This is a genomic window from Lentzea sp. (assembly GCF_036380075.1).
In the GTDB taxonomy this organism is placed as follows: domain Bacteria; phylum Actinomycetota; class Actinomycetes; order Mycobacteriales; family Pseudonocardiaceae; genus Lentzea.
Genome location: NZ_DASVFL010000362.1, coordinates 13,736 through 35,571 on the forward strand (window position 1 = coordinate 13,736; position 21,836 = coordinate 35,571).

Here is a 21,836-nt window from a genome sequence, read left to right on the forward strand (position 1 = left end):
GTCCGGTGGTTCACCGGGCGAGGTCGCGGATCACCGACTCCAGTGGCGCGATCACGTTGCGGGAGGCCAGCAGCTCGTCGGAGGCCAGCACCTTGGCGTGGCCGAGGCGCCGCCAGAACTGCCCTTCGACCGGGATCTGCAGCACCTCCAGCTCGAAGACCGGCCGGCGTCCCAGCTCCTGTTCGAGGTCGGCCATCAGCTCGTGCAACGCGTCGGAGAACCCGCGCCGCAGGTCGTCGCGGCGGAAGCCGTCGTCGGGCGCGGTGAGTGCGCGCCACTGCGTGCAGGCCTCGTGCAGCACCCCGGGCAGGCCGGAGGGGTCGCGGCTGGACCCGGCCGAGGTGCAGCCGCGCCACCACCGGTCCCAGTCCTCGACGAGCTCGGGCGGGTGCACGACGTCGCTCATCCGCGGCACCCGTGGCACCAGGCGCGGGATGGCGTCGGCGACCGGGGTGCGGATGCCGAGCGCGTCCCGCACGAACAGCGGGAACACCGGACCGTCACCGCTGCGGATCACCCACGTGGAATCCCCCGAGAGCTCCATGCTCCACGGTAGCGCCCTACAGCGGTACGGCGTCGAGTGCTTTGAAGATCCTCTTGTCGCTGACGGTGTAGCGGGTGCCGATGGTCTGCGCGAAGTACGACAGCCGCAGCTCCTCGATCATCCAGCGGATCTCGTCGAGCTCCGGTGCCGGTTCGTCCGCGGGCGTCTGGGCGCGCAGCTCCCGGTACTCGGCGTGGACCTGGTGCACCTTCTCGGTCCACTCGAGGTCGCGGCGCGGGTTCTCGGGCAGCTTCTCGATCCTGCGCACGATGCCCTTGAGGTAGCGGACGAGGTCGGGCAGCCGGTCGTAGCCGGTGTGCGTCACGAAACCCTTGTACACCAGGGCGTTGAGCTGTCCGCGGATGTCGTTGACGGAGTCCGGCGCGCCCTTGAGGCCGGTGAGGTGCAGTTCGGCGTCGTGGGCGGCTTCGAGGACCTTGCGGACCTCCTGCACGACGACCCACGTGGTGTCGTTCAGCGCGGCCTGGACCTTCTTGAGCTGGGCGGCGTAGGACTTGGCGGTCCACGCGGGGTCGCCCATGAGCCGGTCGACGGCGGCCATGATGCAGTCCGACAGCAGCGCGGCGACGCTGCCGTGGGGGTTGCGGGTCAGGGCGAGCTTGGCGCCGTTGTCGAGGTGGCGTTGCAGGTGCTTGACGGGTGAGTTGATGCCCAGCAGCAGGAGTCTGCGCACACCGCGGCGGTGCGCATAGGTCTGCCGGCCTGGGGTGTCGAGGACCTTGATCGCGACGGTGTCGCCGCGGTCGACCAGCGACGGGTAGGCGGTGACGGTGATGCCGGACTGCCGTTGCTCGATGGTGCGGGGCAGGGTGTCGAAGTCCCAGGTGGTGAGGCCGGTGCGTTCGAGGTGGCCGGCGGCCTGCGACAGCGACTCGCGGACCTCGTCGCGCAGCTTCTCCTTGAGCGCCGCGATGTCCTTGCCCTCGGCGAGGGTGCGGTTCTTGTCGTCGACGACCTGGAAGGTGAGCTTGAGGTGGTCGGGGACGGCGTCGAACTGCCAGTCCTCGCGGTGCACGGTCACGCCGGTGAGGGCTTTGAGCTCCCGTTCGACACCGCCGAGCAGCGACGTCTCGCCGGGGGTGATGCGGGCGAGCACGGCGGTGGCGACGTCGGGGACGGGCACGAAGTTGCGGCGGATCTGCTTGGGCAGCGACCGGATGAGCGCGACGACGAGGTCGTGGCGCAGGCCCGGGATCTGCCACGAGAACGCGTCGTCGTCGAGGGTGGTGAGCGCGGGTAGCGGGAGCTGGACGGTGACGCCGTCGTTCTTGGTGCCCGGCTCGAAGTGGTAGCTCAGCGGCAGCGTCAGCCCGCCTTGGCGCCACTGGTCGGGGTAGGCCTCGGGGGTGACGTCGGCGCGGTCGTTGACCAGCATCTCCTTGGTGAAGGTGAGCTGGTTCTTGTCCTTCTGCTTCTTCCACCACGTGTCGAAGTGCCGGGCGGAGACGACCTCGGGGGCGACGCGCCGGTCGTAGAACTCGAACAGCGTCTCCTCGTCGACGACGATGTCACGCCGCCGGGCCCGGTTCTCCAGCTCGCCGACTTCCTCGAGCAGCGCGCGGTTGGTGTGGAAGAACCGGTGGTGCGTGGTCCACTCCCCCTGCACGAGCGCGTGGCGGATGAACAGCTCGCGGGACAGTCCGGGGTCGATGCGCCCGTAGTTGACCTTGCGGCCGGCGACGATCGGCACCCCGTACAGCGTCACCTTCTCCAGTGCCACCACGCTGCCGCGCTTGGTTTCCCAGTGCGGTTCGGAGTACTGGCGTTTGACGACGTGCTCGCCGAGCCGTTCGGCCCACTCGGGTTCGATCTTGGCGGCGATGCGGCCCCACAGGCGGCTGGTCTCGACGAGCTCGGCGGCCATCACCCACTGCGGTGGTTTCTTCGCCAGCGCCGAGCCGGGGAAGATCGCGAACTTGGCGTTGCGGGCGCCGAGGAACTCCGTCATGGGGCGGCGTTTCTCGCCGGGAGCCTGCTTCTTGAGGACGTCCTGGACGCCGATGTGGCTGAGCAGACCGGACAGCAGGGCGATGTGGATGTTGCGGGGGTCGCCGGGCTGGTCGCCCGGATGCATGCCGATCTGCTTGGCGACCTGGCGCAGCTGCAGGTAGATGTCCTGCCATTCGCGCACGCGCAGGTAGTTGAGGAACTCGGCCTTGCAGCGCTTGCGGAACTGGTTGCCCGACAGCTCCTTCTGCTGTTCGCGCAGGTACTCCCAGAGGTTGAGGAACGTGACGAAGTCCGACTCCTTGTCCACGAACCTCGCGTGCTGCTGGGTCGCGGCCTCCTGCTGGTCGGCGGGCCGTTCGCGGGGGTCCTGGATGGACAGCGCCGCGGCGATGATCATGACTTCTTTGAGGCAGCCGGTGGTGTCGGCTTCGAGCACCATGCGGCCCAGGCGCGGGTCGACCGGGAGGGCGGCGAGCTTGCGGCCGGTGGGGGTGAGCTTCTTCTCGACGGCGTCGATCGCGCCGAGCTCCTGGAGCAGGCCGATGCCGTCGTTGATGTTGCGGGCGTCGGGCGGGTCGATGAACGGGAACTTCGCGACGTCGCCGAGGCCGATGTTGGTCATCTGCAGGATGACGCTGGCGAGGTTGGTGCGCAGGATCTCCGCGTCGGTGAACTCCGGGCGGGCCTCGAAGTCCTCCTCGGAGTACAGGCGGATGCAGATGCCTTCGCTGACGCGGCCGCAGCGGCCCTTGCGCTGGTTGGCGCTGGCCTGGCTGATGGGTTCGATGGGCAGGCGCTGGACCTTGAGGCGGTGGCTGTAGCGGGAGATGCGGGCGTTGCCGGGGTCGATGACGTACTTGATGCCCGGCACGGTGAGGCTGGTCTCGGCGACGTTGGTGGCGAGCACGACGCGCCGGCCGGTGTGCCGCTGGAAGACCCGGTGCTGCTCGCCGACGCTGAGCCGGGCGTAGAGCGGGAGGATCTCGGTGTTGCGGAGGTCCTCTGCTTTGAGGGCGTCGGCGGTGTCGCGGATCTCGCGTTCGCCGGAGAGGAACACGAGGATGTCGCCGGGGCCTTCGGCTTGGAGTTCGTGGACGGCGTTGACGATGCCCTGGGTCTGGTCGTCGTCCTCGTCGAGGGGCCGGTAGCGGGTCTCGACGGGGTAGGTGCGGCCGGAGACCTCGATGACGGGGGCGTCGCCGAAGTGCTGGCTGAACCGCTGCGGGTCGATCGTCGCGGAGGTGATGACGACCTTGAGGTCGGGGCGGCGCGGCAGGAGCTGCTTGAGGTAGCCGAGCAGGAAGTCGACGTTGAGGCTGCGTTCGTGGGCCTCGTCGATGATGATCGTGTCGTAGCGGGACAGCGTCCGGTCGGTCTGGATCTCGGCGAGCAGGATGCCGTCGGTCATGAGCTTGACGAGCGTGTCGTCGCCGGACTGGTCGGTGAAGCGGACCTTGTAGCCGACGGTGTCGCCGAGCTTGGTGCCCAGCTCCTCGGCGACGCGTTCGGCGACGGTGCGGGCGGCGATGCGGCGGGGCTGGGTGTGGCCGATCTGGCCGGTGACGCCCCGGCCCAGTTCGAGGCAGATCTTGGGCAGCTGGGTGGTCTTGCCGGAGCCGGTCTCGCCGGCGACGATCACGACCTGGTGGTGCGCGATGAGCTCTTTGATGTCGTCCTTGTGCTGGCTGACGGGGAGCTCTTCGGGATAGCTGATCTTCGGGACGGACTCCCGGCGCAGGGCGACCTTGAGGGCGGCCTCGTCGATCAGGGAGGAGATCTCCTCGGTGATCTTGCGGCGTGCCATGGGGTCTTTGACCTTGCGTACGCCGTCGAGGCGCCGGGCGAGCCGACGTTGATCACGCGGCATGAGCTCGGGCAGGCGTTCGTGCAGTTCAGCGAGCGGGGTGTCCATTTGGGTTCCAGGATAGTCAGGCGGTGCGAATCGTTCGCGCCATTAACCGCTGTGATCTCCGACCGGCACCGACCGCACGAGCGTGTGGCGTCGTTTCCCCGCCTGTGCGCCTGTTCTGATCTGCGGTGATGCCGGGGCGTCCGAAATTGTCAGACCCTGTCGCTAGCGTGCTCGGCATGGACCTGAACGCGTTCTGGGGCCTGGTCGAGTCCTCCGCCGCGGAGACCTCCGGCCAGGACGAGCGGCTGGAGTGGCTGACGGCCGCTCTCGCCGCGCTGCCCGGCACCGAGGTGGTGGGGTTCGCGGTGCGGCTCGACGAGGTGCGCCGCCGGGTCGACACGTGGGAGCACTGGCAGGCGGCGGACGTGATCTGCGGCGGGCTGTGCTCGGATGACGGGTTCTTCTACTTCCAGGCGTGGCTGGTCGGGCAGGGGCGGGCGGTGTTCGAGGCGGTGGCGGCGTCCCCGGACGCGCTGGCCGACCTGCCGCACGTCCGGGTGCTGGCCTCGCGCGGTGGCGTGCACGCGTGGGCCGACGAGGACTGGCCGGACTGGGAGGGCCTCGACTACGTGGCGGCCGAGGCGTTCGACGGTGATCTGGAGGCGGTGCTGGCCGCACGGGGGCTGGAGCCGCTGGTGTCTCCCGATCCGGAGGGGGAGCAGTTCGACTTCGCGGACCCGGCGCGGATCGCGGCGCGGATTCCGAAGCTCGGTGCGTTGTTCGGGAAGGTGGCGTGATGGACGTGCCGGTGGATGTCCCGGTGGACGTGGTGGTGTGGCGGGCTCCCGGCCCGGCGTCGGTGCCCGAGGCCGCGGCCCGGTACGCGGAGCTGCGGTCGTCGCCGCTGGGGGCGTTCGAGCCGTCGGTGGCGGAGTTCGTGCGCGAGTTACGCCGTACGTCGCCTGATCCGTCGTCGCCGGTGTCGTGGGACGAGGCGCTGACGGTGGGCACGGACGCGGTGATCGTGCACGTGGTGTGGCCGGGTCAGCGGCAGGTGCTGGACCTGGTGGCGGCGCTGGCGGCCCGGCACGGGCTGGTGTGTTACGAGCCGGCCCGCCAGGCGGCGATGTCCTGACGCAGCGCCGCTTTCGTGGCGGCGGGGGCGAAGGAGGCGTCGACGGCGTTGGCCGCCAGGGCGGCGAGGGTGTCGTCGCCGAGGCCGAGGTCGTCGCGCAGCAGCCGGTACTCGTCGGTGAGCGTGGTGCCGGTGGTGGACGGGATGTCGGTGTTGACCGTGACGGTCAGCCCGGCGTCGAGCAGCAGTGGCAACGGGTGGGAGGAGAGGGATTCGACCAGTCCCAACGCGACGTTGGACGAAGGACAGGCTTCGAGCGGTGTGCCGCGGTCGCGCAGCAGTGCGACGACCTCCGGGTCTTCGAGTGCGCGGAACCCGTGCCCGATCCGGTCGGCGAGCCCGACGGTCACGGCTTCGGCGACGCTGGGCGCTCCGCAGCACTCCCCCGCGTGGTGCACGAGTCCGATGCCGGCCTCGCGGGCGGCGCGGAACACGGCGGTGAACGGCGTGAGGGGGTAGTCCTCCGCGCCGGCCACGCCGATCGCGACCACCCGCGGGTGTGCGAGTGCCAGCCGGAGTGAGGTCTCGAAGCGTTCGACCGGCCTCTTGCGAGGGTGGTCCACGATCACACGGCATTCGATGCCGTGGGCGGCCTGTCCTGCGGCGAGCCCGGACAACACCGCCTCGAGCGGCATGTCCGGATCCGAGAGCCGTTCCCCGTGCGCTGCCGCGGTGAACGTCACCTCGGCGTAGCGGGTCCCCTGCGCTGCTTCCTCGGCGCAGAACTCGTACGCGATCCGGTGGAAGTCCTCGGCTCGCCGCAGGCAGTCCCGCACTCGTCCGTTGTGGTCGGCGAACTGCGCGAAGTCCTCGAACGGCCCCGTCCGCGCCGCCACGTCGACGCCGTGGTGGTCGGCGAGCTCGGCGAGGGTGTCCGGGCGCACGGTGCTCTCCAGGTGCACGTGCAGGTGGGCCTTGGGCAACGCGGCAAGATCACGCATGGACCGCGACGCTACCCAGCCCCACCCGCATGACGCCGCCGATTTACGGCGGGACGGACGAGCCGGGCCCCGGACTCAGGTGTGCGTCATCGGTGACGCACGGCTTCCGCCGAGCCTCGGTCGTTGCGAGGCGCCGGTGTCCGTCACGGTGTCACCGCTGCCCGCGCCGGCTGGCTGAGGCTGCCGCCTGCGTTTCGGCGTTGAGCGGCAGGCGCCGCCTGTCCTATGGCCGCTCCCCGCTGTCAATCACACATCGTCACCGTGCCCGCCGTTCCTTTTCCCGACTGCGGCCGGCGGGACGGACGTCAGCCGGCCAGGAACCGGACCGCGCTGTCGTGCTCGTGCGCGGGTACGTCGCCGTGCCCGCCGGGGTTGGCGTGCAACGACTTGCGGGGTGAGGCGAAGGCGTCGAACAGCGCGAGCCCGGCGTCGCGCGGGATCAGCCGGTCGTGCCACTGCAGCAGGAACCGCACCGGCACGGTGATCGACGCGGCGGCGTGCGCGAGGGCGTCGGTGGCGCCGACGAGCCCGAACACGGCGGCGCTCACGCGGGGTTCGGCGGCGACGAGCGGGATGCCGACGGCGCTGCCCAGGGACACGCCCCAGAACCCGATCCGGTCGCCGACGTCGAGGGTGCCGGTGAGGGTGTCGAGCACGGACCGCCATTCCGGGACGGCCCGGGAGGTCTGCAGGGCGTTGTACTCGGCGACGACCGCGCCGGCGTCCCGGCCCGCGCTCATGCGGGCGCGGATCTCGGTGGCGTAGCGGTCGTGGTCGGGGGTGCGGGGGCGGTCGCCGTGGCCGGGTGCGTCGAGGGTGACGACGGCGAGTCCGGCGGTGGCGCAGTGGCGGGCGCGGGCGGTGATGCCGGGGGCTCGTCTGTGCTGGCCGCCGCCGTGGGCGCTGAGCACGAGGCCGGTGATCTCGCCGGGAGGGGTCCACAGGACGCCGGGGACGCCGTCGTGGTCGAAGTCGCGTTCGGTGATGCCGTCGGCGGTCGTGGTGGTGCTGGTGTAGCGCATGGTGTTCGCCTTTCGGGTGGCTGCTGGAGCGCTCCCGTGGCGACGCGCGCTGAAGGCGTCAGGCCGTGCGAGTGGAGGAGCGCCCATCGGGGTTCACCGCGTTGATGGGTCTCACCTCCTCCGGTCGATCGCGTGCGGGTGATCTTAGCAAGGTTCCCGGCGCAGTCCGGCGAGTGCGGCGTCGAGGATCGGCTGCCGGTACTGCGGGGTTCCGGTGATCTTGGCGATGGCCATGACGAGGTCGAGGATCTGGTCGAGGTCGAGGTCATCGGCGATCTGGTGGGCGTCCTGGGCGGCGGTGAGCAGGGGCCGGCCTGCGGCGACCATGCGGCCGCGGCTCTGGAAGACGGGGTCGGTCCGGTCGGTGTGCTCGAGCAGGCCGAGGACGACGGGCCGTTTGGTGGTGACATACCGGAAGAACCGGCGCAGCCAGGTGATGAGGCGGTCGGCGGGGGTGTCGCCCTCGACGGTCGAGGCGGCGGCGCAGACCTCGTCGACCTCGTCGACGAGCAGGGCTTCGAGGAGCTCGTGGCGGGTCGCGAAGTTGCGGTAGAGGGTGGCCGAGCCGACGCCGGACCTGCGGGCGACCTCGGCCATGGACGTCTCGGGGCCGAGGTCGGCGAAGGCGGCGCGCGCGGCGTCGAGGATGCGCTCCCGGTTGCGGGCGGCGTCGGCTCTCCTGGCGGGTGGGTGGTCGGTCATGCGGGTACCCCTTGCGTAAGTGGGGAGGGTGCCCATATATTTCCGGGCACCCTCTCCGTTTCCGTCGGGGACTCTATCGCACCTGGTCGGGGACCTGAAGATGAGCACTCCGAACACCGCTCCCGCGCGTCCTGTCCGCCCTCGGCTGGTGCTGGCGATCTGTTGCCTGAGCGTGGGGCTGACCGGTGTCGACCTGTCGATCGTGAACGTGGCGCTGCCCTCGATCGCCGGGGAGCTGCACGCCTCGGTGAGCGGTCTGCAGTGGACGGTCGACGCCTACTCGCTGGTGATGGCGTGCCTGCTGGTGCTGTCGGGGTCGATGGCGGACCGCTTCGGCAGGCGCCGGGTGTTCCAGCTCGGGCTGGTGCTGTTCTGCGCGGGGTCGCTGCTGTGCGGGCTGGCGCCGGGGGTGGGGTGGCTGGTCGCGTTCCGCGGGCTGCAGGCGGTGGGCGGGTCGATGCTCAACCCGGTCGCGATGTCGATCGTCGTGGGGGTGTTCACCGACCGCGCGCAGCGGGCACGGGCGCTCGGGGTGTGGGGATCGGTCATCGGGGTCACGATCGCGGCGGGACCCGTGCTGGGTGGCCTGCTGGTCGACGGGGTGGGCTGGCGGTCGGTGTTCTGGGTCAACGTGCCGATCGGGATCGCCGCGGTCCTGCTGACCCGCCGGTTCGTGCCGGAGTCGAGGGCCGTGCGGGCGCGGGCGTTCGACCCGGCCGGTCAGGCGCTGGTCGTGGTGCTGTTCGCGGCGGTGGTCGCGGCGACGATCGAGGGTCCGCACCGCGGCTGGACGGACCCGTGGGTCGCCGGGCTGCTCGTGCTCGCCGTGCTGGCGCCGGCCGGGTTGCTCGTGGTGGAGCCGCGGCGCGCCGAGCCGGTGGTCGACCTGCGGTTCTTCCGCAGCCCGCCGTTCGCCGCCGCGAACGCGATCGCGGTGCTGATGGCCGCCGCGCTGGGCGGGTTCCTGTTCCTGACCACGCTCTACCTGCAGCAGGTGCGGCACCTGAGTCCGCTGCGGGCCGGGCTGATGATCGTCCCGCTGGCGGTGGCCCAGGCGGTGGCGGCCACGCTGTCGGGCCGGCTGCTCGCCGCCAGGGGTGCGCGCGTGCCGCTCGTGGTGGGTGGCGCGCTGCTCGCCGCCGGCGGGTTCCTGATCGTTGCGTTGTCCGCCCGGACCGGGGTGGTGCACCTGCTGGCCGCGTACGCGGTGTTCGGGCTGGGCGCGGGGATGGTCGCGCCGCCGATCTCGCAGACCGCGGTCTCCGGGTTGCCGCCCGACCAGGTCGGTGTCGCGGGGGCGCTGGCGGCCAGCGGCCGTCAGTTCGGCGCCGCGATCGGTGTCGCCGTGACCGGTGCGCTGGTGGCGGGCGCCGGGTTCGCCGGCGCGGGCGGTACCCCGTGGGTGCTGCTCGGGAGCTGCGGGCTGGTGGCGCTCGCGCTCGGGGTCGTGTCCACCAGCCGCTGGGCCGAGTCGGCCGCCGTGCGCAACGGCGAGCGCCTGGCGGTGCCGGTTGCCGATCGGCGTCCGCAGTCCGTGTGATCCACTCTCGAATGATGGAGGCCCGTCGATGACCGCACCCGAGTTGCAGACCACCCGTCGTTGCCCGCACGTGCCGCCGCAGGAGCAGACCCGCATCCGCGACACCGGTTGCGGGATCGCCCGGGTCACGTTGCCCAGTGGCCAGGTCGCGTGGGCGGTGAGCCGGCTCGAGCACGTCCGCTCGATGCTGACGGACGCGCGGTTCAGCTCCGATCGCCGCCACCCGGGCTTCCCGCGGTTCACCCGCGAGCGGCCGGCGTTCGACCTGTTCCGCCGGTCGATGATCCAGCTCGACCCGCCCGAGCACGGTCCCGCCCGCCGGGCCGTGCTGGGCGAGTTCACGGTGCGGCGCATCGCCGGGTTGCGCCCGCGCGTGCAGGAGATCGTCGACGAGCGGATCGACGCGATGCTGGCGGGCCCGCGGCCGGTGGACCTCGTGCGGGCGCTGTCGTTGCCGGTGCCGTCGCTGGTGATCTGCGAGCAGCTCGGTGTCCCCTACGCCGACCACGACTTCTTCCAGTCGCGCAGCGGATCCCTGCTCAGCCGCTCCCTCACCGCGCAGGCGAAGAGGACCGCGCTCACGGAGCTGCGCGACTACCTCGCGGACCTGATCGCCGCGAAGGCCGCAGCCCCGGCCGAGGACCTGCTGAGCCGTCAGCTCGCGCAGGGCAACGACCCCGAGGACGTGCTGTCGCTGGCGTTCCTGCTGCTGGTCGCCGGGCACGAGACCACCGCGAACATGATCTCGCTGGGCGTGGTGACGCTGCTGCGGCACCCGCGGGAGCTGGCGGCGCTGCGGCAGGACCCGTCGCGCACCCCGCTCGCGGTCGAGGAGCTGCTGCGGGTCTACACGATCGCCGAGTTCGCGAACGCCCGCGTGGCCGTCGAGGACGTGGAGATCGGCGGAGTGACCATCCGGGCGGGTGAGCCGGTGCTGGCGTTGAGCAACGCCGCCAACCACGACCCGGCCGCGTTCGACGACGCGGACGAGATCCGGCTCGACCGGGGTGCCCGCAACCACGTCGCCTTCGGGTTCGGCATCCACCAGTGCCTCGGGCAGAACCTCGCGCGGATGGAGCTGCAGGTCGTCTTCGACACGCTGGCGCGGCGGATCCCGTCACTGCGGCTGGCCGCGCCGGCCGAGGAACTGTCCTACAAGGACGACGTGCTGATCTACGGCATCCACGAGGTGCCCGTGACGTGGGACGCGACGGCGTGAAACACGATCGCGGCGCGGCGGGGCCGTCAGTAGGTTGCGGTGTCATGGTCGATGTCGTTCAGACGCGCCACGGCGCGACGGTGCTGATGTGCGCCCCGGACGGTCCCCCGATCGTGGACGAGCAGTCCGCGGTGGACCTGATCGGGACGTTGTGGGGTCAGGACGTGGGGTGGCTGGTGCTGCCGCTGGCCAGGTTGTCGCAGGACTTCCTGGTGCTGCGCACGAAGGTCGCGGGCGCGGTCGTGCAGAAGTTCCAGCAGTACGGGTACCGGCTCGTGGTGGTCGGCGACATCTCCGAGCAGGTGGCGGCGAGCACGGCGTTGCGGGACTTCGTGTTCGAGTCGAACCGGGGCCGGCAGCTGTGGTTCGTGGCGGACGAGGCGGAGCTGGACGAACGGCTCGCGGCGGCGGCCTGATCACGACGAACGGCTCTATTGCAATCTAGTGGCAATAGCTAGCATCGGGTGCATGGAGATCCGTCGTTCGCTGTCGCACCACAGTGGTCCTCGCCGGTCACCGTCGGAGGTGCTGCGCCGGATGGCCGGGTACGTCACCCCGCACACCCGGCCGGAGGACCCGGTGCGCGAGCTGGAGGAGCGGGTCGCGGCGCTGCTGGGCAAGCCGCGGGCGTTGTTCTTCCCGTCGGGGACGATGGCGCAGCAGGTCGCGTTGCGGGTGCACGCCGAACGCACCGGGCGGTGGACGTTCGCGGCGCATCCGCAGACGCACCTGCAGGTGTGGGAGAACCAGGGCTACAGCGCGGTGCACGGGCTGCGGTTGCATCCGGCCGGTGACCGGCACGAGCTGATGACCCTCGACGACCTCAAGGCGGTGGGTGAGCCGCTGGCCGCGGTGGTGGTCGAGCTGCCGCAACGCGACATCGGGGGTCTGCTGCCGTCGTTCGAGGACCTGGCGGCGCAGGCGAAGTGGGCGCGGGAGTCCGGTGCGGCGGTGCACTGCGACGGGGCGCGGCTGTGGGAGGCGCAGACCGGCTACGACGCGACGTTCGCGGAGATCGCGGCGTTGTTCGACACGGTGTACGTGTCGCTGTACAAGGCGCTCGAGGGTGTGCGGGGCGCGGTGCTGGCGGGCGACGACGAGACGATCGCGCAGGCGGCGGTGTGGCGGCGCCGGCTGGGCGGTGCGGTCGTGGACGCGTGGCCGCTGGCGGTGGCCGCGCTGGTCGGCATGGACGAGGTGCTGCCGCGGATGGCCGAGTTCACAGCCCACGCGCAGGCGCTGGCGGCGGCGATCAACGCCGACGGGTTCGCCCACACCACCCCGCAGGTGCCCGCCACTCCCCTGTTCCACGTCCACCTGCCGCTGTCGCGGGAGGACGCTCAGCGGGCCGCGGCGCACCTGCTGCAGGAGACGGGGATCCGGCTGTTGCTGTACGCGCGGTCGAACCCGGATCCGCGCCGGTGCAGCTTCGAGGTGAGTGTGGGGATCAGCGGCCTCGAGTTCACGCCGGGCGAGGTGGTGGAGTTGATCAAGGGACTACCATCGCGGGTGTGAGCCTGCCCGAACCCGTCCAGCACGCGCTGGTCAGGGTGTCGCACTCGGTGCTGATCGACGTCGACGCGCTCGCGAGGGTGCGCGAGCGGTTCGACGACGAGCAGGCGGCGTCGCTGTCGGGCTACCTGCGCAGCGCGCAATCGCCGAACACGGTGCGCGCCTACCGGTCGGACTGGATCGCGTGGGCGGGCTGGTGCCAGGCGGAGGGCCGTCAGGCGCTGCCCGCGGATCCGCTGGACGTGGCGGTGTACCTGGCCGCGGCGGCGGACACGGTGAAGCCGGACGGGTCGGCGGCGTTCGGGGCGTCGACGCTGGAGCGCAAGTCGGCGGCGATCGCGGCGGTGCACGCGGCTAACGGGCTGCCGAGCCCGACGCGCAGTGATGTGGTGCGGCTGACGTTGCGCGGTATCCGCCGCTCCCGCAAGTCGCAGCCGCGCCGCAAGCGCCCGGTGCTGCTCGACACCCTCGAAGCGCTGCTGAACGAACGCCCGGCGGACGGTCCGGCACGGGCACGGGACGCGCTGCTGCTGCTGGTGGGGTTCGCGGGGGCGTTGCGGCGCAGTGAGCTGGCGGTGATCGAGTTCGAGGACGTCTCGGTGGACGTGGACCCGCGCACGCACGAGCCGTTGCTGCTGGTGCGGCTGGGCGCGACGAAGACCGACCAGACGGGCCGCCACCAGCAGTCGGTGGTGCTGCCGCGCGGGAGCCGCCGTCCGACGTGCCCGGTGTGCGCGTTCGCGGACTGGTCGGACGTGCTCGACGGCCGCGACGTCACCGAGAACGGCCTGCACCGCTGCCACGGCTTCGGCGGCTCCACGCGCACGGGCGCGGTGTTCCCGGTGATCAACCGGCACGGTGGCGTGGGCGGCAAGGCGATGTCGGGGCGTGCGGTGGCGGAGCTGGTGAAGCGGTACGCGCTGCGGGCGGGGCTGGACCCGGCGTTGTTCGGCGGGCATTCGCTGCGGGCGGGGTTCGCGACGCAGGCGGCGCTGGGCGGGGCGAGCGACCGGGAGATCATGCGGCAGGGCCGGTGGACGAACCCGCGCACGGTGCACCGCTACATCCGCACCGCGAACCCGCTCGAGGACAACGCGGTCACCCGCCTGGGCCTGTGAAGGCGTGACCGGCGTCTCACTTCGTGAGTTGACCGTAAACACGATCCCCGCCGGTCGATCCGCGCCGGACGGAGCAACGCGCTAGACCGTCGGCAGCATCCGGCACCGGACGTTTCCGTTTTGTTTCCTCCTGGGGTGAGCTGCGTGTTTGTCCCGCCATCCGGACAAAACGCAACTGCCTGACCAGCGGTGCAGCCACATTTGTGAACTGATCTCGCATCCTGGGACCCGCTGGTCACATGCACGCACAGCAATACGATCGCCACGCCCGGTCATCGACACCGGCCGGGCTGTTCCACGGTGATCGGCCCCGGCACCCCTGCACCGCCGGAGCGGTCACTCCCTGCACCGGAACAGGAGCGTTTATGAAGCGCACGACCCTGGGCGTCACCACCGCCCTGATGTCCGCCGCGGCCCTCGCTGCCACGGGAACCCTGGGGGCCCACGCCGCACCCGACGCACTGACCGCGGCCGCCGAACAGGCGGGGACGATCTCCACCGCCCTCGGCCTGTCCGGCGGCGAACAGCTCGTCCCACGCGACGTCGTCCGCGACGCCGACGGCACCGCGCACCTGCGGTTCGACCGCACCCTCAACGGCCTCAAGGTCATCGGCGGCGACCTCGTCGTCGCCCAGAAGGCCGGCCAGGTCACCGCCGTCACCAAGGCCTCCCAGGCCACCCTCGCCGGCGTCGACACCACCGCGCCCACCGCCTCCGTCGCCGACGGAAAACTCGTCGTGTTCGCCCTCGACCACGCGCCCGTGCTGGCGTGGGAGACGGTCAAGCACAGCGTCAAGGACGACCAGACCCCGTCCGAACTGCACACCTTCACCGACGCCCGAACCGGCGAGACCCTGCTCAGCTACGACGACGTCCACCACGTCGAAGGCAGCGGCCAGTCCACCTACACCGGCACCGTCACCCTCAACACCACCCAGTCCGGGTCCACGTTCCAGCTCAAGGACCCCGCCCGCGGCAACCAGGCCGTCAACAACCTCAACAACGGCACCGGCACCGGCACGCTGTTCACCGACGCCGACAACAAGTGGGGCAACGGCACCTACACCGACAAGGCCACCGCCGGCGTCGACGCCGCGTTCGGCGCCGCCACGACCTGGGACTACTACAAGAACGTCCACGGCCGCAACGGCATCAAGAACAACGGCCAGGGCGCCCTGAGCAAGGTCCACTACGGCAGCAACTACAGCAACGCCTTCTGGACCGACTCCTGCTTCTGCATGACCTACGGCGACGGCGCCCAGAACCGCAACCCGCTGACCTCGATCGACGTCGCCGCCCACGAGATGAGCCACGGCGTCACCTCCGCCACCGCGGGCCTGGTCTACTCCGGCGAGTCCGGCGGCCTCAACGAGGCCACCAGCGACATCTTCGGCTCCACCACCGAGTTCTACGCCGCCAACAGCTCCGACGTCGGCGACTACCTCATCGGCGAGAAGATCAACATCCGCGGCGACGGCAAGCCCCTGCGCTACATGGACAAGCCCTCCAAGGACGGCAAGAGCCTCGACTACTGGTCCAGCAGCGCCGGCAGCGTCGACGTCCACTACTCCAGCGGCATCGCCAACCACTTCTTCTACCTGCTCTCCGAAGGCAGCGGCGCCAAGACCATCAACGGCGTCGCCTACGACTCCCCCACCTCCGACGGCCAGTCCGTCACCGGCATCGGCCGCGCCAAGGCCGAGAAGATCTGGTACCGGGCCCTGACCACCAAGTTCACCTCCAGCACCAAGTACGCGGCCGCCCGCACCGGCACCCTCGCCGCCGCGTCCGACCTCTACGGCGCCTCGTCGGCCGAGTACGCGGCGGTCAACCGCGCCTGGGCCGCGGTGAACGTCAAGTAGCACGCCTGCGCACGACCGGGGCCCGGACCGCATCCCCCTGCACGGTCCGGGCCCCGGCACATTCCCGTTGCTTCCCGGCGGACAATCACTCCCATGGGGATGTTCAGCACCGTCATGGTCCACGGCCTCGAGTGCCCGACGTGTCACCACCGCGGCGACTACGACGTGCAGATCAAGTTCGGTGGCTGCGCCATGGACGACCTGGAGGTCGGCGACGCGCTGCGCTGGGGCGCCTACGACTACGGCGAGCAAGGCCACCCCCACGTCGTCACTCCCGGCTGGGGCGAGCCCTGCCACGACTGCGACGGCCCAGAGAACTCCGTGCCCGGCCGGTTCGACGTCTACGTCGACGACGACGTCGTCACCCGAGTCACCTGGTTCGACGGCCGCCACGACTACGACCGCGACGGCACGCACAACCCGAACACTGAGTTCATCGTCCTGGACGGTCACGGCTCCAGGTCGGTCGCCGCCAGGAACGACCCGTCCATGTGGAACGGCACCGAGTCGTGAGAGTGCACCACCCGCCACCGCCCGTCCCGCCGCCGCAACCCCACGGTCGTGCGCATCCACATCGAGAAACCCTCCGGGAACCCGACCGGCACCGCCGCCAGCCGCGCCAGCCCGTGCGCGAACGCCACGTCATCCGACACCACGACGGTCAGGTCGTGGTGTTCGAGGGTGATCGGCCCCGTGAACCCGGCCATCCACCCCGCCAGCGACTCCACGTCCCGCGCGTCCGCGGCCGTGTTGCGCAACGGCGGCGCCAAAGTGCACGTCACCGCGTCGTCGGCGTACCGGGCGACGACCCGCTCCGGCGACCGCAGCCGCATGCCCTCCTCGTGCTCGGTGAACAACGCGCGGATCTCGACCTCGTCCTGCACCAGCGTGCGAGTCATCCCGAAAACCTCCTCGACGAAGAACTGACACACCGGTGTCGAGACGAAGCCCGCGGCCTCGACATGGCGGTGAGAAGATTTTTCGCCAGCCGGCCGAAGCCAGCCGACTGGCCAGCAGCGGGAGGCCGGACGTGAAATACCTGATCCTCATCTACAGCAACCCCAAGTCACGGGCCGCGTGGGACAAGCTCACCGAAGAACAGCAACGCCGGTTCGGCCAGGACCACTACGACCTGTCCGACAAACTCCGCGCCTCCGGCGAGCTCGTCGTCAGCGAAGGACTGCCCGGACCCGAGACCGGCAAGGGCGTCAGCATCCGCAACGGCGAGGTCGTCGTCACCGACGGACCGTTCGCCGAGGCCAAGGAGTACCTCGCCGGCTTCTACCTCGTCGAAGCCGACTCCATCGACCAGGTCATCGCCCACGCCGCCACCCTGCCCGACGCCCACAACGACGGCATCGAGGTCCGCCCCGTCTGGGACGCCTCCCTGCTCGACCTGTGACCACCCGACCTGGCACCACCCGCGTCGACGGCCTGCTGCGCGACCTCGCGCCGCAGGTCCTCGGCGTGCTGGTGCGCCGCCACGGCCAGTTCGACGTCTGCGAGGATGCCGTGCAGGAAGCCCTGCTCGCCGCCTCCCGCCAGTGGCCCGCCGACGGCGTGCCCGACAACCCCCAGGGCTGGCTCATCACCGCCGCCAGCCGCCGGTGGATCGAGCAGTACCGCTCCGACATGGCACGCCGTCAACGCGAAGAGAGAGTCGTCGCGCTCACGCCGCCACCCGACCCGGTGCCCGCACACGACGACACGCTCACCATCCTCGCGATGTGCTGCCACGACAGCCTCACCACCGCCTCCCAGATCGCCCTCACCCTGCGGGCAGTGGGAGGCCTCACCACAGCGGAGATCGCCCGCGCGTTCCTCGTCCCGGAAGCCACGATCGCCCAGCGCATCAGCCGCGCCAAACAGAAGATCAAACAAGCCGGCGCCCGGTTCCGGCCACCGAAAGACCTGGCAGCGGTCCTGCACGTCCTCTACCTGATCTTCACAGAAGGCTCCACCGCCAGCTCCGGCGACGACCTCGTCCGCGTCGACCTCACCGCCGAAGCCATCAGACTCACCCGCCAGCTGCACCGCCGACGCCCCCACGACGGCGAGCTCACCGGACTCCTGGCGCTGATGCTGCTCACCGACGCACGCCGCCCCGCCCGCACCGACACCCACGGCGCCCTCGTCCCGCTCACCGAGCAAGACCGCACGAAATGGGACCACGACGCCATCACCGAAGGCACCGCACTCATCCAGCACGCCCTCGAAACCGCCCAGGTCGGCCCCTACCAGCTCCAGGCGGCCATCGCCGCCGTCCACGCCGAAGCCACCACCGCGCAGGACACCGACTGGCACCAGATCCTCGGCCTCTACGACCTGCTCACCGTCACCGCACCCGGCCCGATGGTCTCCCTCAACCGCATCGTCGCCGTCGCCATGGTCCACGGCCCCGACCAGGCCCTCACCGAGCTGTCCACACTGGACCTCGACCACCACCGCGTCCACGCCGTCACAGCACACCTGCTGGACCTGCGCGGAGACCACGACCAAGCCCGCGAAGAATACGAGAAAGCCGCCAGGAGAACCCTCAGCGTCCCCGAACAGCGCTACCTCACGCTCCGGTCGCGCCGCCCACGGTAGCGTCCGACGACGGCTCCTCCTGCGGCGCCGCCTTCGGCACCACCCCCGCCAGGTCACCGCCGTTGTCGTTCACCCGCAACACGAACGGCCTCGTCTGCGTGTACTGCACCACCGAAATCGAACACGGGTCCACGACGATCCGCTGAAAACCGTCCAGGTGCACACCCAGCGCATCCGCCAAGATCGACTTGATCACGTCACCGTGCGAGCACAACACCCACACAGCACCCGGACCGTGCTCCTCGCTGATACGCGCATCATGCGCGCGCAAAGCCGCCACGGCCCGCGCCTGCACATGAGCCAAACCCTCACCGTCCGGGAACACCGCCGCGGACGGGTGCTGCTGCACCACCGCCCACAACGGCTCGTCCAGCAGATCCTTCAACGCCTTGCCGGTCCACGCCCCGTAATCCACTTCGGACACGTCCGGCTCCGACACCGCCTGAAGCGACCGGTCCGCCAGCAAAGGCGCCAGCGTCTCCTCGCAACGCTGCAGAGGAGACGACACGACAGCGGCGAGCGGAACGTCCGTCAACCGGCCCACCAGCGCCTCGGCCTGCTTCCGCCCCCGCTCGTCCAACCCCACACCCGGCGATCTCCCGGCGAGCACACCGGAACCGTTGGCAGTCGAACGAGCATGTCGGAGCAGGATCACAGTGGCCACGAGCTCCACCTTAGATCGGCTGCAGCAACCCCATCGACAGCAGCCCCATCAGCACCAGACCCAGCATCAACCGGTACCACACGAACGCCGAGTACGAATGCTTCGACACGTACTTCAACAACCACGCGATCGTCGCGTACCCCACCACGAACGAGATCAGCGTCGCCACGACCATCTGCGGGATCGACGCCTGCACACCCTCACCCGAGCGCTCCAGCACGTCCGGGATCGAGAACAACCCCGCCCCGAACACCGCCGGAATCGCCAGCAGGAACGAGTACCGCGCCGCCGCCTCCCGCGTCAGCCCCAGGAACAGACCCGCCGTCAACGTGCCACCCGAACGCGACACACCCGGGATCAGGGCCAGCGCCTGCGCCAGCCCCATCCCGATCGCGTCCTTCATCCGCAGCTCGTCACGCTGCTGCTTCGCCAGGTGGTCCGCCAACCCCAGCAGCAGACCGAACACCACCAGCATCGTCGCCGTGATCCACAGGTTCCGCGCCGACGTCCGGATCTCGTCCTTCAACAGGTACCCGAGAACCGAGATCGGCACCGAACCGATGATCACGTACCACGCCAGCCGGTAGTCCTTCTCCTTGCGCGCCTCCGCGTTGAACAGACCGCGGAACCAGGCACTGATGAAGCGCCCGATGTCCTTCGCGAAGTAGATCAGCACCGCCACCTCGGTACCCAGCTGGATCACCGCGGTGAACGAAGCGCCCGCGTCGTTGCCGAAGAACAGCGTCGACGTGATGCGCAGGTGCGCACTGCTGGAAATCGGCAGGAATTCCGTCAGTCCTTGGACCAGTCCGAGGACCAGAGCCTGCAACCAGCTCAACTACCCACTCCTGCCAGATCCAGAGCCTCGGCCGCGGTCCGAAGACCCGCGATCCCCTGCTCCAGATCTTGCAGCATCGGCGAAACGGACAGCGTGGTGACCCCCGCGGCGGCAAGAGCCTTCATCTTGTCTGCTATGCGCTCCTTCGGCCCCAGCAACGACGTCGCGTCCAGGAACTCCAACGGGATCGCCGACATCGCGCCCCCGTAGTCCCGCGCCAGGTACTTCTCCTGGATCTCCTCCGCCTCAGCCGGGAAACCCATCCGCACCATCAGGTTGTTGTAGAAGTTCTGCTTCCGCGACCCCATGCCACCCACGTACAACGCCGTGTACGCGCGCACCGGGTCAGCACACGCCTTCCAGTCATCACCCACGATCAACGGCACCGTCGGCACGACGTCGAACCCGTCCATCGTCTTGCCGGCCCTCTCCCGGCCCGCCCTCACCGACGCGAGCGACTCCGCCGAGAACTCCGGCGAGAAGAAGATCGCCAGCCAGCCGTCCGCGATCTCGCCCGTCAGCTCCAGGTTCTTCGGACCCACCGCCGCCAGGTAGATCGGGATCTGCTCACGCACCGGGTGCACCGTCAGCTGCAACGCCTTGCCAGGACCATCCGGCAACGGCAACGTGTAGTGCTCACCCTCGAAACGCAGCTTCTCCCGCGACAACGCCCTCCGGACGATCTCCACGTACTCCCGCGTCCGCGCCAGCGGCTTGTCGAACCGCACACCGTGCCAGCCCTCCGACACCTGCGGCCCCGACACACCCAGCCCCATCCGGAACCGGCCACCCGACAACGTGTCCAAAGTGGCCGCCGTCATCGCCGCCATCGCCGGCGTCCGCGCCGGGATCTGGAAGATCGCGCTGCCGACGTCGATGCGTTCGGTCTGCGCGGCCACCCACGCCAGCACCGTCGGCGCATCGGAACCGTAGGCCTCCGCGGCCCACACCACCGAAAAGCCGAGCCGGTCGGCCTCCTTGGCCAGTTCGAGGTTCGCCGCGTCATTGCCGGCGCCCCAGTATCCGAGGTTCAGTCCGAGCTTCACGCAGCGAGACCCTACCGGTCAGTAACACCGATTGCCAGGCTCACACGATGATCACCCCTTAGCATCGCGCACGTGCAACAGCGACACCTCGGCCGCAGCGGCCTCCGCGTCTCCAGGACCGCACTGGGCACGATGACGTGGGGCCACGACACCGACGCGGACGAAGCCGCCACCCAGCTCATGGCCTTCACCGACGCCGGCGGCACCCTCGTCGACACCGCCGACGTCTACACCGACGGCGAAGCCGAACGCATCCTCGGCACCCTCCTCGGCGAAGTCGTCCCCCGCGACGACCTCGTCATCGCCACCAAAGCCGTCGCCCGCCGCACCGAAGGCCCCTTCGGCGGCGGCGCCTCCCGAGGCGCCCTCCTCACCGCCCTCGACGGCTCCCTGCGCCGTCTCGGCGTCGACCACATCGACCTCTGGCAACTCCACGCCTGGGACACGAACGTCCCCATCGACGAAACCCTCGCCGCCCTCGACCACGCCGTCGACACCGGCAAAGTCCGCTACGTCGGCATCTCCAACTACAGCGGCTGGCAACTCGCCACCGCCGCCACCACCCCCACCACCCACCGCCTCATCTCCACCCAGGTCGAGTACTCCCTGCTCGAACGCGGCATCGAACGCGAAGTCGTCCCCGCCGCCCTCCACCACGGACTCGGCCTCCTCCCGTGGGCCCCCCTCGGCCGCGGCGTCCTCACCGGCAAGTACCGCAACGGCACCCCACCCGACTCCCGCGGCGCCTCCACCCACTTCGCCGGCTACGTCGAACAACACCGCAACGACCGCGCCGCCCGCATCGTCCAGGCCGTCGCCACCGCCGCCGACGGACTCGGCACCTCCCCGCTGTGCGTCGCCCTCGCCTGGGTCCGCGACCGCGACGGAGTCGTCGCCCCCGTCGTCGGCGCCCGCGACACCAACCAGCTGCTCGCCTCCCTCGAAGCCGAGCAGCTCACACTGCCCCCGGCGATCCGGGCCGCCCTCGACGACGTCAGCGCCATCGAGCTCGCCTACCCCGAACGCCCGCTGCCTTGACCCTCCGAGCCGTTTGTGGTCTCGAGGCGATCGCCTTATGGACGACGGTGAGTATTAATTTTAGTCAACACTGAAGTAATAGAGGTAAATGGGAGCTAGACGCCGATGAGTTTCACCCCACCCCTTGCGTGACCTCCGACCGAACGTGGTGGATGCTGGAAGTTCAGTTCCGTTCCACAGGAGGACCCGATCTTGCGCCGGCTCGCCGCTCTGCTCTTGACCACCGCCGCCCTGGCAGCGTGC

Annotated in this window: 21 protein-coding genes; 12 read left to right on the forward strand and 9 right to left on the reverse strand. The window is 70.3% G+C overall.

The window, feature by feature from the left end; translation table 11 throughout:
• Positions 1-10: 10 nt before the first annotated feature.
• Both VF330_RS38145 and hrpA read right to left on the reverse strand, forming a co-directional pair.
• Positions 11-544 (reverse strand): hypothetical protein, encoded by a 534-nt coding sequence (locus VF330_RS38145; protein ID WP_330856603.1) that lies wholly within the window; start codon positions 542-544, stop codon positions 11-13.
• Positions 545-560: 16 nt separating this feature from the next.
• Positions 561-4,427 (reverse strand): ATP-dependent RNA helicase HrpA, encoded by a 3,867-nt coding sequence (gene hrpA / locus VF330_RS38150; RefSeq protein ID WP_330856604.1) that lies wholly within the window; start codon positions 4,425-4,427, stop codon positions 561-563.
• A gap of 176 nt (positions 4,428-4,603) precedes the next feature.
• Between hrpA and VF330_RS38155 the strand changes: the two genes are divergently transcribed.
• Positions 4,604-5,164: a DUF4240 domain-containing protein gene (locus VF330_RS38155; RefSeq protein WP_330856605.1), complete on the forward strand. Its 561-nt coding sequence runs from the start codon at positions 4,604-4,606 to the stop codon at positions 5,162-5,164.
• Positions 5,164-5,502 carry a hypothetical protein gene (locus VF330_RS38160; RefSeq protein ID WP_330856606.1) on the forward strand — a complete coding sequence of 113 codons (339 nt, stop codon included), beginning with the start codon at positions 5,164-5,166 and terminating at the stop codon, positions 5,500-5,502. Before VF330_RS38155 ends, VF330_RS38160 begins: the two co-directional genes overlap by 1 nt.
• Here VF330_RS38160 and add read toward each other — a convergent pair.
• The 3 genes from add to VF330_RS38175 all read right to left on the reverse strand — a co-directional run bounded on the left by add (position 5,469) and on the right by VF330_RS38175 (position 8,167).
• Entirely contained in the window at positions 5,469-6,443 is a 975-nt protein-coding gene (gene add, locus VF330_RS38165) for an adenosine deaminase (protein WP_330856607.1), read from the reverse strand. The two genes, VF330_RS38160 and add, sit on opposite strands and share 34 nt — an antisense overlap.
• A gap of 305 nt (positions 6,444-6,748) precedes the next feature.
• Positions 6,749-7,465 carry an alpha/beta hydrolase gene (locus VF330_RS38170; RefSeq protein WP_330856608.1) on the reverse strand — a complete coding sequence of 239 codons (717 nt, stop codon included), beginning with the start codon at positions 7,463-7,465 and terminating at the stop codon, positions 6,749-6,751.
• 144 nt (positions 7,466-7,609) lie between these two features.
• Positions 7,610-8,167, reverse strand: a complete 558-nt coding sequence (locus VF330_RS38175; protein ID WP_330856609.1) for a helix-turn-helix domain-containing protein — start codon at positions 8,165-8,167, stop codon at positions 7,610-7,612.
• Between the two features lie 100 nt (positions 8,168-8,267).
• Here VF330_RS38175 and VF330_RS38180 point away from each other — a divergent pair, with 100 nt between their 5' ends.
• From VF330_RS38180 to VF330_RS38210, 7 genes are all read left to right on the forward strand, one after another.
• Positions 8,268-9,707 (forward strand): DHA2 family efflux MFS transporter permease subunit, encoded by a 1,440-nt coding sequence (locus VF330_RS38180; RefSeq protein ID WP_330856610.1) that lies wholly within the window; start codon positions 8,268-8,270, stop codon positions 9,705-9,707.
• Positions 9,708-9,735: 28 nt separating this feature from the next.
• Positions 9,736-10,926 carry a cytochrome P450 gene (locus VF330_RS38185; protein WP_330856611.1) on the forward strand — a complete coding sequence of 397 codons (1,191 nt, stop codon included), beginning with the start codon at positions 9,736-9,738 and terminating at the stop codon, positions 10,924-10,926.
• 44 nt (positions 10,927-10,970) lie between these two features.
• The gene (locus VF330_RS38190; protein WP_330856612.1) at positions 10,971-11,342 is read left to right on the forward strand and encodes a DUF4180 domain-containing protein; all 372 of its coding nucleotides are present in this window, start codon (positions 10,971-10,973) and stop codon (positions 11,340-11,342) included.
• A 52-nt stretch (positions 11,343-11,394) separates the two neighbouring features.
• Positions 11,395-12,441: a threonine aldolase family protein gene (locus VF330_RS38195; RefSeq protein WP_330856613.1), complete on the forward strand. Its 1,047-nt coding sequence runs from the start codon at positions 11,395-11,397 to the stop codon at positions 12,439-12,441.
• Positions 12,438-13,556 (forward strand): site-specific integrase, encoded by a 1,119-nt coding sequence (locus tag VF330_RS38200; RefSeq protein ID WP_330856614.1) that lies wholly within the window; start codon positions 12,438-12,440, stop codon positions 13,554-13,556. The genes VF330_RS38195 and VF330_RS38200 overlap by 4 nt, the downstream gene beginning before the upstream one ends.
• A 365-nt stretch (positions 13,557-13,921) precedes the next feature.
• Positions 13,922-15,418 carry a M4 family metallopeptidase gene (locus VF330_RS38205; RefSeq protein WP_330856615.1) on the forward strand — a complete coding sequence of 499 codons (1,497 nt, stop codon included), beginning with the start codon at positions 13,922-13,924 and terminating at the stop codon, positions 15,416-15,418.
• 93 nt (positions 15,419-15,511) lie between these two features.
• Positions 15,512-15,931 carry a hypothetical protein gene (locus VF330_RS38210; RefSeq protein ID WP_330856616.1) on the forward strand — a complete coding sequence of 140 codons (420 nt, stop codon included), beginning with the start codon at positions 15,512-15,514 and terminating at the stop codon, positions 15,929-15,931.
• On the opposite strand, the gene VF330_RS38215 is transcribed toward VF330_RS38210, so the two are convergent.
• Complete coding sequence (locus VF330_RS38215; protein ID WP_330856617.1) at positions 15,868-16,317, reverse strand: YybH family protein; 450 nt, start codon at positions 16,315-16,317, stop codon at positions 15,868-15,870. The genes VF330_RS38210 and VF330_RS38215 overlap by 64 nt on opposite strands.
• A 131-nt stretch (positions 16,318-16,448) precedes the next feature.
• Here VF330_RS38215 and VF330_RS38220 point away from each other — a divergent pair, with 131 nt between their 5' ends.
• Together VF330_RS38220 and VF330_RS38225 are read left to right on the forward strand one after the other, a co-directional pair.
• Entirely contained in the window at positions 16,449-16,820 is a 372-nt protein-coding gene (locus VF330_RS38220; protein ID WP_330856618.1) for a YciI family protein, read from the forward strand.
• Positions 16,817-18,007, forward strand: a complete 1,191-nt coding sequence (locus tag VF330_RS38225) for an RNA polymerase sigma factor (RefSeq protein ID WP_330856619.1) — start codon at positions 16,817-16,819, stop codon at positions 18,005-18,007. The genes VF330_RS38220 and VF330_RS38225 overlap by 4 nt, the downstream gene beginning before the upstream one ends.
• Here the strand turns inward: VF330_RS38225 and VF330_RS38230 are convergent.
• The 3 genes from VF330_RS38230 to VF330_RS38240 are packed head-to-tail and all read right to left on the reverse strand — an operon-like array spanning position 17,979 to position 20,555.
• Positions 17,979-18,671 carry a histidine phosphatase family protein gene (locus VF330_RS38230; protein WP_330856620.1) on the reverse strand — a complete coding sequence of 231 codons (693 nt, stop codon included), beginning with the start codon at positions 18,669-18,671 and terminating at the stop codon, positions 17,979-17,981. The two genes, VF330_RS38225 and VF330_RS38230, sit on opposite strands and share 29 nt — an antisense overlap.
• Positions 18,672-18,681: 10 nt before the next feature.
• Positions 18,682-19,509 carry an undecaprenyl-diphosphate phosphatase gene (locus tag VF330_RS38235; protein WP_253325629.1) on the reverse strand — a complete coding sequence of 276 codons (828 nt, stop codon included), beginning with the start codon at positions 19,507-19,509 and terminating at the stop codon, positions 18,682-18,684.
• The gene (locus tag VF330_RS38240) at positions 19,506-20,555 is read right to left on the reverse strand and encodes an LLM class F420-dependent oxidoreductase (RefSeq protein ID WP_330856621.1); all 1,050 of its coding nucleotides are present in this window, start codon (positions 20,553-20,555) and stop codon (positions 19,506-19,508) included. The genes VF330_RS38235 and VF330_RS38240 overlap by 4 nt, the downstream gene beginning before the upstream one ends.
• Positions 20,556-20,627: 72 nt before the next feature.
• Between VF330_RS38240 and VF330_RS38245 the strand changes: the two genes are divergently transcribed.
• Positions 20,628-21,593, forward strand: coding sequence for an aldo/keto reductase (locus tag VF330_RS38245; protein WP_330856622.1), 966 nt, complete (start codon positions 20,628-20,630; stop codon positions 21,591-21,593).
• Positions 21,594-21,836: the final 243 nt, after the last annotated feature.